At 56.2% G+C, this 14,752-nt stretch carries 13 protein-coding genes; 12 read left to right on the top strand and 1 reads right to left on the bottom strand.

Annotated elements, in window-relative coordinates; translation table 11 throughout:
* The 10 genes from ABLN87_RS17915 to ABLN87_RS17870 all read left to right on the top strand — a co-directional run bounded on the left by ABLN87_RS17915 (position 1) and on the right by ABLN87_RS17870 (position 11,687).
* Complete coding sequence (locus ABLN87_RS17915) at positions 1-1,503, top strand: aldehyde dehydrogenase (NADP(+)) (protein ID WP_353012833.1); 1,503 nt, start codon at positions 1-3, stop codon at positions 1,501-1,503.
* Between the two features lie 60 nt (positions 1,504-1,563).
* The gene (locus ABLN87_RS17910; protein ID WP_353012830.1) at positions 1,564-2,604 is read left to right on the top strand and encodes a LacI family DNA-binding transcriptional regulator; all 1,041 of its coding nucleotides are present in this window, start codon (positions 1,564-1,566) and stop codon (positions 2,602-2,604) included.
* A gap of 91 nt (positions 2,605-2,695) precedes the next feature.
* The gene (locus tag ABLN87_RS17905; protein ID WP_353012827.1) at positions 2,696-3,784 is read left to right on the top strand and encodes an ABC transporter ATP-binding protein; all 1,089 of its coding nucleotides are present in this window, start codon (positions 2,696-2,698) and stop codon (positions 3,782-3,784) included.
* Positions 3,785-3,815: 31 nt separating this feature from the next.
* The gene (locus ABLN87_RS17900; protein ID WP_353012824.1) at positions 3,816-5,147 is read left to right on the top strand and encodes an extracellular solute-binding protein; all 1,332 of its coding nucleotides are present in this window, start codon (positions 3,816-3,818) and stop codon (positions 5,145-5,147) included.
* An 84-nt stretch (positions 5,148-5,231) separates the two neighbouring features.
* On the top strand, positions 5,232-6,158 hold the full coding sequence (locus tag ABLN87_RS17895; protein ID WP_353012822.1) for a carbohydrate ABC transporter permease: 927 nt from the start codon (positions 5,232-5,234) through the stop codon (positions 6,156-6,158).
* 5 nt (positions 6,159-6,163) lie between these two features.
* Complete coding sequence (locus ABLN87_RS17890) at positions 6,164-7,036, top strand: carbohydrate ABC transporter permease (RefSeq protein WP_353012819.1); 873 nt, start codon at positions 6,164-6,166, stop codon at positions 7,034-7,036.
* On the top strand, positions 7,036-7,776 hold the full coding sequence (locus ABLN87_RS17885; protein WP_353012816.1) for a cytochrome b561 domain-containing protein: 741 nt from the start codon (positions 7,036-7,038) through the stop codon (positions 7,774-7,776). Before ABLN87_RS17890 ends, ABLN87_RS17885 begins: the two co-directional genes overlap by 1 nt.
* Positions 7,776-8,699, top strand: a complete 924-nt coding sequence (locus ABLN87_RS17880; RefSeq protein ID WP_353012813.1) for an SMP-30/gluconolactonase/LRE family protein — start codon at positions 7,776-7,778, stop codon at positions 8,697-8,699. The genes ABLN87_RS17885 and ABLN87_RS17880 overlap by 1 nt, the downstream gene beginning before the upstream one ends.
* Before the next feature lie 366 nt (positions 8,700-9,065).
* Complete coding sequence (locus ABLN87_RS17875) at positions 9,066-10,172, top strand: saccharopine dehydrogenase family protein (RefSeq protein WP_353012810.1); 1,107 nt, start codon at positions 9,066-9,068, stop codon at positions 10,170-10,172.
* Between the two features lie 18 nt (positions 10,173-10,190).
* Positions 10,191-11,687, top strand: a complete 1,497-nt coding sequence (locus tag ABLN87_RS17870) for an L-piperidine-6-carboxylate dehydrogenase (RefSeq protein ID WP_353012869.1) — start codon at positions 10,191-10,193, stop codon at positions 11,685-11,687.
* Positions 11,688-11,723: 36 nt separating this feature from the next.
* Here ABLN87_RS17870 and ABLN87_RS17865 read toward each other — a convergent pair whose 3' ends face one another.
* Positions 11,724-13,301: a DUF5928 domain-containing protein gene (locus ABLN87_RS17865; RefSeq protein ID WP_353012808.1), complete on the bottom strand. Its 1,578-nt coding sequence runs from the start codon at positions 13,299-13,301 to the stop codon at positions 11,724-11,726.
* Between the two features lie 141 nt (positions 13,302-13,442).
* On the opposite strand from ABLN87_RS17865, the gene ABLN87_RS17860 reads away from it, so the two are divergent.
* A complete protein-coding gene (locus ABLN87_RS17860) occupies positions 13,443-14,261 on the top strand; it encodes a sulfotransferase family protein (protein ID WP_353012805.1) in 819 nt (272 codons plus the stop codon).
* Positions 14,262-14,444: 183 nt separating this feature from the next.
* Positions 14,445-14,741: a hypothetical protein gene (locus ABLN87_RS17855; RefSeq protein ID WP_353012803.1), complete on the top strand. Its 297-nt coding sequence runs from the start codon at positions 14,445-14,447 to the stop codon at positions 14,739-14,741.
* Positions 14,742-14,752: the final 11 nt, after the last annotated feature.

The raw sequence follows: 14,752 nt of genomic DNA, 5'->3' as shown, positions 1-14,752 counted from the left end.
ATGATCCTTGGAAAAAACCTGATCGACGGCAAATGGGTCGGATCAGACAATTCACGCGCGTCGGACGATCTGGACGGACAAAGCTTTGCGCAGGCGACGGCGTCGCAGGTGGATGAAGCCTGCAAGGTCGCGCGCCGGGACTTTCGCGCTTACTCTGGCAAATCGCGGGCCGAGCGTGCCGCGTTTCTGCGCACGATTGCGGAGCAAATGGATGTGTTGGGGGATGAAATCACCCAGACAGGCATGGCCGAAACCGGCCTGCCCGAAGCGCGTCTGAATGGTGAGCGTGGGCGCACCACCGGACAATTGCGCATGTTCGCTGACCTAATTGCAAAAACCGGATATCTCGATATCCGCAAAGACGGCGCACTTCCTGACAGGACGCCACTCCCCCGTCCTGATCTGCGCCTGACGCACAAAGCCATCGGCCCTGTCGCCGTCTTTGGTGCGTCGAACTTCCCGCTCGCCTTTTCTACGGCGGGCGGGGATACAGCCTCGGCTTTGGCCGCAGGTTGTCCCGTAATCGTCAAGGGGCACAGCGCGCATGCGGGCACCGCCGAGCTTGTGGCGCAAGCCATCGCAAAAGCGATTGAGATTTGCGGCATGCCCTCGGGCACGTTCCAGATGGTACAAGGTTCGGGCCGTGAGGTCGGATCTGCGCTTGTTCAGCACCCTGACATTCGGGCGGTTGGCTTCACCGGATCGCTGGCCGGGGGGCGGGCCCTCTATGATCAGTGCCATGCGCGTCCGCAGCCGATCCCATTCTATGGTGAGCTGGGTTCGGTCAATCCAATGTTCTGCCTGCCTGCCGCCATGGCTGCCCGCGCCGCCGAAGTCGGGGCAGGGTGGGCCGCGTCCCTTACCATGGGCGCGGGTCAATTCTGCACAAATCCCGGCGTCGCTGTCATGCTGGCCGGGCCTGAGTCTGACGCGCTGGAATCGGCCTGTGTAGCCGCGCTGAATGATACGGCTGAACAGAAGATGCTGACCGACGGTATCCATGAGGCTTTTGAACAAGGCGTTCGGGAATTTCGCGACCTGATGGTCGAGGTCACGTCTTGCGGGGCGGCAACCGGCAAACGCGCGGCCGTTCCGGCGCTGTTCAAAGTCAGTGCCAAGGAATGGATGGCAAATCCAAAGCTGCAGCACGAAGTCTTTGGGGCTGCGGGTATACTCGTCCACTGTGACGACCTTGACGAGATGCGGGCGGTTGCCGAATGCCTTGAGGGTCAGCTGACCTTGACTTTGCACCTGGAAGACGCAGACGCAGACCTTGCCAGCAGCCTCATGCCGGCGCTGGAAGAAAAGGCAGGCCGTTTGCTGGCCAATGGCTTCCCGACCGGGGTCGAGGTGTGTTCCGCGATGATGCATGGCGGGCCTTATCCGGCAAGCACGGACGTTCGTGCCACATCGGTCGGTACCCTGGGCATTGTGCGCTGGCTGCGACCCGTCAGTTATCAGAATATGCCCGCAGCGCTTTTGCCCAGCGAATTGCAGGGCTGACGTTCTGAGATTGTGACCGGGAACAAGGTGGTCTAACTTCTGCCCAAAGGCGGTGGTTGCATGACGAACAAGATTCCCGGTCGCACGCATGTCACGATGCGAGACGTCGCCAAAGCGGCAGGCGTTTCGCGGATGACAGTCAGTCGGGCACTGAAGAAAAACAGCCCTATTTCCAAAGAAACCCGGGACCATATCCTGCAGGTCGTCAAGCAGATGAATTATGTGCCCGATCAGATGGCAGGTTCCCTGACGACCAAGAAATCCGGCTTTGTTGCGGTGCTTTTGCCCTCTCTGAATAACTTGCACTTTGCGTTGACGGTTCAAAGCCTGACAGAAGAGCTGGAAAAGGTGGGTCTTCAACTGCTGTTGGGGCACACCGACTATTCAGCCGAGCGCGAGGAGCAGTTGGTCGAAACCATGTTGCGCCGCCGCCCTGAGGCGATCGTGTTATCTTATGATGGCCATACTCAGCGCACGCTTGATTTGCTGGCGGACGTATCGGTGCCCATCGTGGAAATTTGGGAAAAACCGAAACATCCCATTGCGCACACGGTTGGGTTTTCGAATTCCAAAGCCGCTTATGACATGACGACGGCGCTGATTCAGCGGGGCTTCAAGAATATCGTTTTTCTTGGCGAGGGGCAGGATGATTGGACCCGAGGCGCTGCACGCCGGGATGGTTTCGAGCAAGCCATGCGCAGTGCGGGGTTGGACGCCGACGCTCAGATCATGTTGGGGACACCGCCGCTTACTATCGAAAATGGTGCTGCGGCTGTTGACGTTATTCTGGAACAGTATCCGCAGGTGGAGTGCGTGTTTTGCGTATCGGACATGGCGGCCTTTGGCGTTCAGAGTCGTCTTTTACAAATTGGTAAATCAGTGCCAGAGGATATCTCTGTCGTCGGATTCGGCAATTTCGAGGTGTCGCGGTTCAGTTCCCCCTCGATTTCCACCGTCGTCGTTGATCCGATCGAAATCGGGCGGCAAACCGGCAAGCTTATTTCGCGTCTTTTGAACGAAGAAGAAAGCCCAACAGATTCGCCTTGCCACGTAACGTTGACCCCGCGCGTCGAGTTTCGCGAAAGCTGCAAACCCCTATAATTTTCTAAACCATTGATAAGGTTAAATATAATTTACTATGTGACCGGTCACATAGCTGATATTGTGACCGGTAACAAAGGGTGGAGGAACAATGCCCCGGATACGGTTGGAAGGCCTCGTGAAACGGTACGGGGACTTTGAGGTTCTGCATGGAATTGACCTCGAAATGGAGGAGAATGAGTTCACAGTCTTTGTCGGGCCGTCCGGCTGCGGGAAGTCCACGACACTTCGCATGATCGCCGGCCTCGAGACGGTCTCGGACGGTGAGATTTTCATTGATGAAAAACCAGTCAGTCATCTAGAGCCCAAGGCCCGCGATCTGGCGATGGTGTTCCAGGACTATGCGCTCTATCCGCATCTCGACGTGGCGCGAAACATGTCGTTCGCGTTGCGGCTGCAGAAAGTTCCAAAGGCTGAGATTGACAGGAAGGTGGGCGAGGTCGCCAAGATGCTCGGCCTTACCGACTACCTGCATCGCAAACCGGGCGAGTTGTCAGGGGGACAGCGCCAGCGTGTCGCGATGGGGCGGGCCCTGACGCGCGACAGCAGTACCTTTCTGTTCGATGAACCGCTGTCCAATCTGGACGCCAAACTACGCGGGCAGATGCGGGCTGAGTTGGCGCTGATGCGTCAACAGGTGCAGAAAAACATGATCTACGTCACCCACGATCAGATTGAGGCGATGACACTTGCCGATAGGATCGTGGTGATGCATGGCGGGTACATTCAGCAGCAAGGCACACCGGAAGAGTTGTATAAGCGCCCGGCCAACAAGTTTGTCGCCGGGTTCCTCGGATCGCCCCCGATGAACTTTCTGGATGCAACGGTCGAAGATCGAAGTGGCCAGTTGTTTGTAACCGGTGCAGGTTTCGCCATCGGTCTCAGTCAGGAACGTCAGAAAACTCTTTCGGACGCTGACCTGAGCAACGTGATCCTTGGTATCAGACCTTCTGACCTAAGCTACAACCCGGATGCCCCGGAAGCTGCTAGTTTGGACCTGAAGGTTGTGGTGTCGGAATATATCGGAGCGCAATCGGTTCTGATCTGTGACTGCGCAGGTCAAAAAGCTGAGGTCGAACTGAAATCAGACACACCCATCGCCTTGGGTGAAACTCTTCGGTTCGAAGTCAACGCAGACGCAATTCATCTCTTTGATCGCGAAAGGGAGGTCGCCCTGTAACAGCGGCCCAAGACCAGCATGGGAGGAGCAAATGCTGAACTTACTTAAACAAACCGGTGTGGGCGTTGCGGCCTTGGCACTGACGACAGGGTTGGTCGCTGCCAGCCCATATGAACCTTACGAAGGCACGACATTGGTTGTGAACTTCCCAGCCCATCCGCATTTTGATGCGGTCATGCAGGTGTTGCCGAAATTCACGGAAGAAACCGGAATTCGCGTGGAAGTCGACCAGCTTCAGTACCTGAAGATGCGCGAGAAGCAGACACTGGAACTGACCAAGAACAAAGGCGATTATGATCTGATCGCTTATGTGGTGTTTTCCAAGGCTGACTATGTTTATGCCGACCAGTTGGAAAACCTCGCCAAGTACTTCATGAATCCCGCGCTCGCAGATCCGGCCTATGACGCGGATGATCTGATTGATGGCTATGTCGGCAACATCGGCGTCGCGGGCGGCAGCAAAGGATATCTGCCGGGACCTACCGGATCGCTGTTCGGAATCCCTTTCGGATCAGAGACATCAATCCTTGGGTATCGCAAGGACATCTTTGAAAAGCATGGTCTTGAGGTTCCCAAAACCTACGACGAGTTGCTGGAATTGGCGTGCAAAATACCCGAGCTGGAACCCGGCATGGGTGGATTGGCGTCGCGCGCGGCCTCGGGGCATCACGCGTCGCACGCCTACCTGTTGCACCTTGCCCCTCTCGGCGGTCGCATCTTTGACGAGAACTGGAACCCGATTATGAACAACGCTGAGGGGGTCAAAGCCGCGGAAGCGTTGAGGACAATTGTCGATTGTGGCGCAGAGGGGGCCGAGACATTCGGCTTCGCCGAAGCAGGCGCATCTTTCCTGCAGGGCAATTCAGCGATGTTCCTCGATTCCACTGTGTTTGCAGGTCAGGTCAACAACCCCGAAAAGTCAAAGGTTGTGGGTCAAATCGGCTGGGCTCCGCATCCTGAAGGCGCGCGTCGTGGCAGCCAGACCGGTGGGTTTGGCATTGGTATCCCGACAAACGCCCAGAACAAGGATGCAGCTTTCCTGCTGATGCAGTGGCTGACCTCGAAAGAGGCGGACAAGGCCATCGCGATTGCCGGAGGCAACCCATCCCGGTTCTCGACGCACTCCGATCCGGATGTGCTGGCAGAGCAACCGCATCTTGAGGTGTTTGGCGAGGCGCTGAAACATGCTGATCCCGACTGGCGTCCGATCATCCCGGTATGGGGTAAGATCAATGCTGATCTGGGGACAACGCTCAGCCAGGTTCTGACCGAAGATCTGGACATTCAGACAGCTCTGGATGGTGTGGCTGAACGCAGCAAAGCGATCATGGATGACGCCGGCTACTACACCTGGCAGCAGTAGGTTCTCCCCCTGAGGTGGTGCCTGAGGTCTTGCTCGGGCGCTGCCTCCCAAGACGATACTCCAACAAGTCAAAGGGTCGCAGTCATGAGCGCTGTCGCACGGGCCAATCGGCTCACCCCATATCTGTTTCTTGCGCCTGCAGCGATCGTGCTGATCTTCGCGTTGCTTTACCCGATCGGGTATATGATCTACGCCAGTTTCCTCGACTGGAGCCCCAGCCAGCGCATTGGTCAGGCCGAGTTTGTTGGACTAAAGAACTATATAAATCTTCTGCACGACAGTGCATTCCATGAAAGCTTCTGGGTCACGATCAAATTTGCCTTCATCGTGGTGACGCTGGAAATGGCTCTGGGCGTTGGTCTGGCTTTGCTGCTGGACCGAAACATTCGCGGGATGTCGATGCTGCGGACTGTTTTCATCCTGCCCATGATGATCGCCCCCATCGTAGTCGGCCTGATGTGGCGCTATATGTATCATCCGACGGTCGGCATCTTTAACCGCACGATTAAAAGCCTGGGGTTTGACGAGGGTATCCCTTGGCTGTCGGACAGCACGTGGTCGTTCATTGCGGTTGTGATTGCCGATGTCTGGCAGTGGACACCGTTTATCTTCATTCTCGCGCTGGCGGCCATGCAGTCGTTGCCACGGTCCGCGTTAGAGGCCGCCGAGATCGACGGCGCAAGCGAATGGCAGAAGATCACCATGATCAAGATACCGCTGATGATGCCGGTTTTGATCGTGACCCTGCTGTTGCGCCTGATTGATGCGTTCAAAGTGCTCGAGGTCATTCTGGTTCTGACCAATGGCGGCCCCGGTCTGTCTACTGAGATCATCGCCTTGCGTATCTTCCGCACCGCTCAGGAGTTTCAGGAACTGGGTGAGGCCGCAGCGATGTCGAATGTCCTGTTGCTGATGCTGATGGGGCTGACCGTCGGGATGTTCATGTACACCAAGGTTCAAGAGGCCCGGGCCGCAAGAATGCGCGCCGCCGCCGAACAAACGGAAAGCTGAAGACCATGGCAACTCAGACCGAAAAACAAAACCCGGCTTTCTATGCTTTGCTGGCTGCGCTGGTTGTCATGTCAGCGGGGCCGATCCTTTTGATGCTGGCGACATCCTTCAAAATGAATGTCGACATATACGATGAAAGCGTGTCGGCCTTTTTCTTCACACCAACGATCAGGAACTATGAAACGGTCTTGTGCGACGTGCTGTGGTACAACCCGGATCACGTGCAATATTGCGATCCCACCTTCGGGCGAGCTTTGCGCAACTCTCTGATCGTGGCGACAATTTCGACAGGTATTACCCTTCTGATTGGCTGTATGGCGGCGTACGCTCTGGTCCGGTTTCGCTTTATGGGCCGCGGTGCCGTTTCGATGACAACACTCATGATGCGGATGGTCCCGCCAGCGGTATTGCTGGTTCCTGTGTTTGGCATCTGGACGTTTCAGTACCACCTTGATCAGTCTTATGCCGGGATCATTCTGGTCTATACGGCGATGAACCTGCCCCTTGTTATCTGGATCTTACAGAGCTTCATCGTACAAGTTCCGATCCAGTTGGAAGAAGCGGCGCGCATGGATGGCGCCAATCCTTTTCAGGTATTCTATCTGGTGGTTCTGCCGATTATCAAACCCGGCCTTGCTGCGGCCGCGATCTTCACTTTCCGCATCGCTTGGAACGAGTTCCTTTTGGCCAATGCCCTGCTTGGCAGATCGACTCGGACCGTACCTGTCACCATCGTGAACTCGATCACCGAATATGACATTGACTGGGGTGTGATCATGGCGACGGGCATGTTGCTGGCCGTACCGCCGATCATTTTCACATTTGTGGCTTCGCGGCAGATCATCACCGGTATGACAGCGGGGGCGGTGAAGGGCTGATGATCGATTGGCTGCTTTCACCTATCGATCCAACCCGAGGACATGATGTCGGTTTCTTCCTGTCTTGGCATGCTCGGTGCATGGTGATTGCCTGGGGTGTGATCTGTCCGGCCGCGGTCTTGGCAGCGCGTTACTTCAAGATCCTGCCGGGTCAGAATTGGCCGCATGAGTTGGACAATCGGTTCTGGTGGTTGTGCCACTGGAAAGGGCAGACCTTTGCCTATGTACTATCACTCGTAGGGGTTGGGCTTATCCTCGCGAACACAGGAGAGCGCCCTGACGCTTGGCTGCATGCGACTCTGGGCTATACAGTTCTCGGTCTGGGAACGGCACAGGTTGTTTTAGGCATTTTCCGAGGTAGCAAAGGGGGCCCCACTGCACCCGCAAGCGATGGCAGCCTGTCTGGCGATCACTACGATATGACAGCGTGGCGGGTCGCGTTTGAGCACATTCACCGCGTGTTGGGATATCTTGCGCTGCTTCTGGCAGCACTCGCGATCCTCAGCGGGCTTTGGTCGTCGAACGCGCCGCGTTGGATGTGGATTATGATCAACGGATATTGGATTCTGTTGATTGGTGTTGCCATTTTCCTGCAACGCTCTGGCCGGGCTCATGATACATATCAGGCGATCTGGGGGCCGGACCCATCATTGCCGGGTAACAAAAGAGCAAAAATGGGATGGGGTACCGTCCGACCCGGTGACCAATTGGAAAACCCCGCAAGCGAAGGAGCGGAATAGTGTTTGGCGTTTTGGAAGGCACTGGGTTCGAGGTTATCGAAAAAGAGTTTGAAAGCTGTTTCATCGGCCATGCCCGCGTTGAAAGGCTTTGGACGGGTGCGCGCTGGACGGAAGGGCCTGCTTGGTTTGCTGCGGGCCGCTATCTTGTGTGGTCCGATATTCCCAACAATCGGATGATGCGTTGGGATGATACGGATGGTTCGGTGTCGGTGTTCCGTGAGCCTGCGAACAACTCCAATGGCCATACGGTAGATGGGCAGGGACGTTTGGTTTCCTGCGAGCATTTGACCCGCCGGGTGTCCCGCACAGAACATGATGGATCGATCACCGTTCTAGCAGATGCTTGGGACGGCAAGCGGCTCAATTCTCCGAATGACGTGGTTGTCAGATCAGATGGTTCTATCTGGTTCACCGACCCGTCTTACGGGATCATGATGGACTATGAAGGAGAGCGCGCCGAAAGCGAGATTGGTGCCTGCCATGTTTATCGTATCGATCCCGATTCTGGCGAGGTGACGGCGGTTGCGACGGATTTTGTGAAACCAAACGGCCTGGCTTTTTCACGTGACGGCATGACGCTTTTTGTGGCGGATACTGGTGGTACTCATACACCGGGTGGCCCGGCGCATATTCGCAAGTTCGCGGTTAATGGCGATGGGAAATCCCTGTCTGGCGGCGATGTCTTTGCCGAATGTACAAACGGGTTTTTTGACGGGTTCCGGTTGGACCGCGATGGCCGCATTTGGAGCTCGGCCGCTGATGGCGTGCATTGCATCAATTCCCAAGGAGCTTTGATCGGGAAAGTGCATATCCCTGAGATTGTCTCGAATGTCTGCTTTGGTGGCGCGAAGCTCAATCGGCTTTTTGCAACGGCGACCAGCTCACTCTATTCAGTTTTCTTGAATGTGAATGGAGGAAGGTAAAGCGGTTGATCCATTGTCGGATCGATTCCTGGCTGACCGTCCACTGCGTTCCGCGAGCAGATCTTCGACGTCATCGGTGCTAAGCGCAAAGCGATTGTAGACTCAGACGGCGTAGGCAATGAACGCGCACACAAAACGAAAACCTTAGGCCGCGGCATTCTAGGCGGTGTCTTTGTGCGTAAGTGGAAATCAGTTCAGAACGCGTAAAACGCTGAACTGTAGGTTCGGCCCCAGCGCACAAGCTGTCGATTTGACAAGAAGATTGACGAAATGATGATCCAGGCGCTGATTTCGTCAAGATAACCCCTGCGATATGACCACAATCTACGCCACTCTCAAAGCAAACCTGAAGAGAGGAGGCGAGACATGTCGTGGAAGATATGCATCGTTGGGGCAGGCAAGATCGGGCAGATGATTGCTGCGCTATTGAAAGATTCACCCAACTACAGTGCCACAGTTGCAGAATATGATCTGAAGGCGTTGGCTGAGATTGCCAGGCTGGGCGTCGCGACGATGCAAATCGACGCGACGAATATCGACGAATTGACACAAGGGTTGAGCGGCTTTGATGCGGTGATCTCTGCCGCGCCGTTTTTTCTCACGCCGAACATTGCCCAAGCCGCGAAAGAGGCCGGGGCGCATTATTTTGATCTGACCGAGGATGTTGCCGCTACCCGAGCCGTGCGCGCGCTGGCTGGAGGCAGCAAAACCGCTTTTATGCCGCAATGCGGGTTGGCGCCGGGTTTTGTTGGGATGGCGGGGGCCTCACTGGCCGCGGAATTCGATGAAATCGATAGCTTGCATATGCGGGTCGGGGCCTTGCCGCTCTACCCGACCAACGCGTTGAAATACAATCTAACTTGGTCAACGGATGGGTTGATCAATGAATACTGCAATCCTTGCGACGCCATCGTGAACGGCGAACGTGTCAAGACGGCGCCGCTGGAGGACTATGAGGTGCTGGGTCATGACGGCGTGGAATACGAATGCTTCAACACCTCTGGCGGTCTGGGCACTTTGCCGGAAACGCTGCAGGGGAAAGCGCGTGCGGTGTCGTATCGATCGATCCGCTATCCCGGCCATTGTGACATTCTGAAATTGCTGCTGCATGATCTGGGGCTGGAACGCCGCCGCGATCTGCTCAAAGAGATTTTCGAGTCCGCCCTGCCGCGCACCGATCAGGATGTGGTACTGGTCTATTGCACGGCCAAGGGCTTGATCGACGGAGCGCTGCGCGAGAAATCCCTGATCAACAAAAGCTTTGCTCGCGAGATCAACGGACAGGTTTGGAGCGCCATTCAGGTCACCACAGCCGCAGGTGTTCTGGGCGTCGTCGATCTGATGCGGACCGGTGTTTTGCCCTCGACCGGCTTTGTCCGGCAAGAGCAGGTGAAGCTGTCCGATTTCCTGAACACCGAATTTGGTCGGCTTTACCGGGTCGGCGATGTAACCCCACAGAACAAGGCGGCGTGAGATATGAAAGACGTTGTGATGACTGCAGAAACCACTCTGGCAAATCTGGACCTGACCACGGCCGAACTCACAGGCGGCACCCTGGCGGTGCGCTCCCCGATTGACGGGCGCATATTGGCCGAGGTGCACGAAACCCCGGCCTCTGAGATGGAGACCATCTTTGCCAATGCCAAAACCGCGTTCAAAGCGTGGCGCACCGTGCCAGCCCCGCGCCGGGGTGAGTTGATCCGCCTGTTAGGCGAAGAACTGCGCGCCGCCAAGGATGATTTGGGCGCTCTGGTCAGTTGGGAGGCAGGCAAGATCACCTCCGAGGGCCTCGGCGAAGTGCAGGAGATGATCGACATTTGTGATTTTGCCGTTGGCCTGTCGCGGCAGCTATATGGTCTGACGATTGCTTCTGAGCGACCCGGTCACCGGATGATGGAAACCTGGCATCCAGCGGGCCCTGTTGGTGTGATCTCGGCCTTCAACTTCCCGGTGGCCGTCTGGTCGTGGAATGCAGCGATTGCACTGGTCTGCGGTGATCCTGTGATCTGGAAACCGTCCGAGAAATCCCCGCTGACCGCGATGGCCTGTCAGAAGATTTTTGAGCGCGCGCTGGCCCGGTTCGGCGACGCGCCCGACAACCTGCTGCAAACTCTGATCGGTGGGGCCGACTTGGGTGAGGCGCTTGTCGCCAGCGAAGATGTGCCGGTGATCTCGGCGACTGGTTCGACCCGTATGGGCCGTGCTGTTGCGCCCATCGTCGCGGCGCGGTTTGGCAAGTGCATTCTTGAGCTTGGCGGCAATAATGCGATGATCGTGGGCCCGTCCGCCGACCTAGAGATGGCTGTGCGGGCGATTGTGTTCTCGGCGGTTGGAACCGCGGGCCAGCGATGCACAACGCTACGCCGGTTGATCGTGCATAACTCGATCAGGGACGAACTGGTTGCGCGTCTCAAGAAGGCCTATGCGGGTTTGCCCATCGGTGATCCGCTGGCAGAAGGTACTTTGGTCGGTCCCTTGGTGGACGAGGCTTCTGGCGCTGCGATGACCGCTGCGCTCACGACGGCTGAGGCCGAGGGCGGCACCATCTTTGGCGGGCAGCGCGTCACCGAAGGCGTGCCAAGTGGCGTCTATATGGAACCCGCCATTGTCGAGATGCCGGGTCAGACGGCAACGGTGAAGACCGAGACCTTTGCGCCAATCCTTTATGTCATGGGATATGAAACGTTCGATGAGGCGTTGGAGTTGCAGAATGATGTCCCGCAGGGTCTGTCCTCTTGCGTGTTTACCCTGAATATGCGTGAGGCCGAGCAGTTCCTGACAGCCGCCGGATCGGATTGCGGCATTGCGAATGTGAATATCGGTCCCTCGGGTGCCGAGATCGGGGGCGCGTTCGGGGGCGAAAAGGAAACCGGCGGTGGGCGCGAAAGCGGATCAGACGCCTGGAAAGCCTATATGCGCCGCCAGACCAACACCGTGAACTACTCGGCAGAGCTGCCGCTGGCGCAGGGTGTGAAATTCGACATCTGACTGATCGTTCCGGTGGTGCAGCGGCGTCGCCGGAGCTTAGTCAGAGAACAGATAGTCCAGTCGCATAATGGATTGCGCCTTATCAGGCCCAACGCCCAGGAACTGCGCAATCGCAGCCTCGTTCTCGGCCCGATCCGCGCTTTCGCGCAGGCGCAGATACCCATCCAGCCCGGCATGGCGGATTTGTTGGGATTCATAGGACAGGTCATTCCGTATCGTCGGCAACAGGCGCGAGACTGTTTGGTCTGGGCTGTTCTGACCCGCCAGTCCCACGCGCCTTGCGTGACCGATCAGATAGTCATCGGAATAGTCGCATTCGATCTCCAGCACATGTGTCTGTGCCGCATCGCTGCAGAAATCCTGAATGACGTCAAGATTGGCGGGGTCCAGACACAGAACCAGCTGGTTCGATCCGAAATGTTCGAACAGCATTCGCACAACCGCGCGCCGGTGGCGCGAGCGTTTGTTCAGCGTCGTTTCGATCCCACCCAGATCGGGCAATGGGGTGTCCTGTTCGCTGAACAGATACTCGACGCATGGTATGTCCGTCTCAGACGCGATCTGATCGACCAGCCGTTTGGCCACGTGCCATTTTTTGCAAACAACCAGAAATAGCTCTCGCTCAGGGCCTAAGGTGTTCCCGGCTTCCCAGAACCGTTGCCCAAAACGGCGACCAACGCGCCCGCGGCCGGTTAGGAAGGCATAGAGATTGCGCCCTTCATCCGAGATCGGGAAGTCGACACCAGTGCTGGCATACAGCGCGCCCAGCCGTTCTTTCAACTCATGCGCTTCGGGGCTGATTTTGCGAGCGAACAGATAGTTCTGGCCCAAAAGCATGTCGAAGTGATCGTTGTAGAACGTCACCGGCATCCCGTAATCTGAGAACATCAGGAATGTTGGTGTGCGGTTTTCGATCTCACCCTTGGGGACCAGATGGCGGACAAGCGTCTGAAAGAATGTCTCATCCGGGATCCAGGTCGTTGAAAAGAAGCGGATCACATCGCGACGCTCTCGTAAGAACTCCTGGATCATCTCAACCGTGCGGCGGCGCAGGCACCACCATTGGCTGCCGATCATGATCTGCAGGTCTTCGGGGATGTCACGCGTCAGCTTGAAACGTTTTTGCAGCTCGAACGCGGCATAAAAGCGTTTGGATTGGGTACGCTCATTGAAATAGTGACGATAGATCAGACGGTCTTCTTTCATACCGGTCTTGATCCAGTTGCTGGCAAAGAAATCGTGGCTTTCGATGAAGTCCATGTCGCGATCATCAAGAAAGCGATGCGTGTATTCCGCTGTCTTGATCGCCATGCAGTCGCCCGACAGCATATAGAAATGCGTGGCGCGCGGGAAGGCATCGACGGCGGCGTTCAGGGCGTTCAGGGTGGCCTGGACCAAAGACCACTCACCCCAGCCGCATTTGATGCGTTTGGCGGCGAAGGTTACATTGGGGTTGTCTTTCAGCGCCCTGCGGATGGTTTCGTAGTCGGCGTCTTGGGCGCGCGCGTCGAAATGGATGGCCATACAGTCGCCGGCGGCGGTTAACTGCTCGGCCTGCGCAATAATGGCCTCAGGGTCTTTGTGACACAGCAGGATATAGGCAATCTTTGCCATATGAAGTCGCAATTCCCGTTTTTGCCGGACTGCACCCGTGATACTGAGGATGAGCGATTGAATAAACAGAATATTTTTGGTTTTTTGATGTCGAAAGCTGGCATATCAAACTGAGAGCAGGCTAGCATAGGAGGCACGCCAATGGGGTTTCCCGGCACCTGGATGACCGAGAGCGAAAGCATGGTTTACCGTGTGGTGCCGAAATGCGCGTGCTCGACCATTGGTCAGATCATGTATTATTCGGATCATGGGGAATTCTTTGACGGCGATATCCACGACGCCAAGGACGGGATGCACAAATGGGCCTTTGATCAAAGTCAGGGCATGATCGCCTCCAATGTGCGCAACCACGGGTCTTATTCCTTTACCTGCGTGCGCAATCCTTACACGCGCATCCTCAGCTCGTTCTTCGACAAGATTTGCGGCATTCAGCGCAACGGCAAACGTTATCGGGGCAATCTGGTGCCGACGCTGATCTACAATTACGGGATCGAAGTCGGCGGCGATGATGGCAAGGGCGAGTTTGACCAGATCGCCAGCTTCCGCCGGTTCCTGCTGTTCGCGCGCGACACGATCCGCTGGCGCCGCCCGATGGACCCGGACATTCACTGGTCTGCCATGTCAGGGCATGTGTCGACCTTCATTGTGAATGGCGGGCAATATGATCGGATTTTCTGGACCGAGGCGTTCAATGACGGAATGCAGGGTGTTCTGGACCACGTCGAAACCGCCCATCCGGTGACATTGTCCGACATCCCGCGATTCAACGAATCCGAGGGTCACGGCCCCAAACGTGCGCATCCGGTCGAGGATTATTTCGACGATCTGTCAATGCATCTGGTTTATGAGATCTACAAACAGGATTTCGAGCTGTTCAAATACGATTTCGAGAATCCGGGGAACAAGATGCCCATCGGTGAGATCGATCTGGACGAGGTACACGCCAAATTGGGTGATTGAGAAGCAATAGGTGCCCGGGGGCGGAGATGCATCTGCTTAGAACATGATTTGCACGTAAGTGGCTGCTGTAAGCCCAAACCTAACGGGCAGAACCCAGAGACTTTGAGCCGAATTGCTTTGTTGGCCTTGTGACGAAGCGTGCATCTTCGCATTATAGCTGCAACCCACGTTCAGCGAGGTTTTATGAAAGAGATTCCTGAAATTCCACTTGTTATGCAAGCAACTACAATGGAGGCTGAGCGAGAAATTGGCTTCAAATGGGCTGATGCATCCGTCGGAAGACGCTCAAAAATCGGTGGTAAGCCTGATCTCGTTCAAGACGGGTGTAGGCAAGTTTGCAAGAGCTGCGGCAGCGAGATGACATTCTACGCTCAGATAGACTCAGTTGGTGATGAAGTGTGTCTCGCGGACGTAGGTATGGTCTATGTTTTTGTTTGTTTTGACTGCTTCACAAGCGAGAGTTTTGTGCAAAGCGCATGACGGCTTCGTCC

Origin of the sequence: Ruegeria sp. SCP10 (genome assembly GCF_040329495.1) — a bacterium.
Classification (GTDB): Bacteria; Pseudomonadota; Alphaproteobacteria; order Rhodobacterales; family Rhodobacteraceae; genus Ruegeria.
Note: the sequence above shows the minus strand (reverse complement) of the source record. Positions and strands in the feature narration are given on the sequence as shown.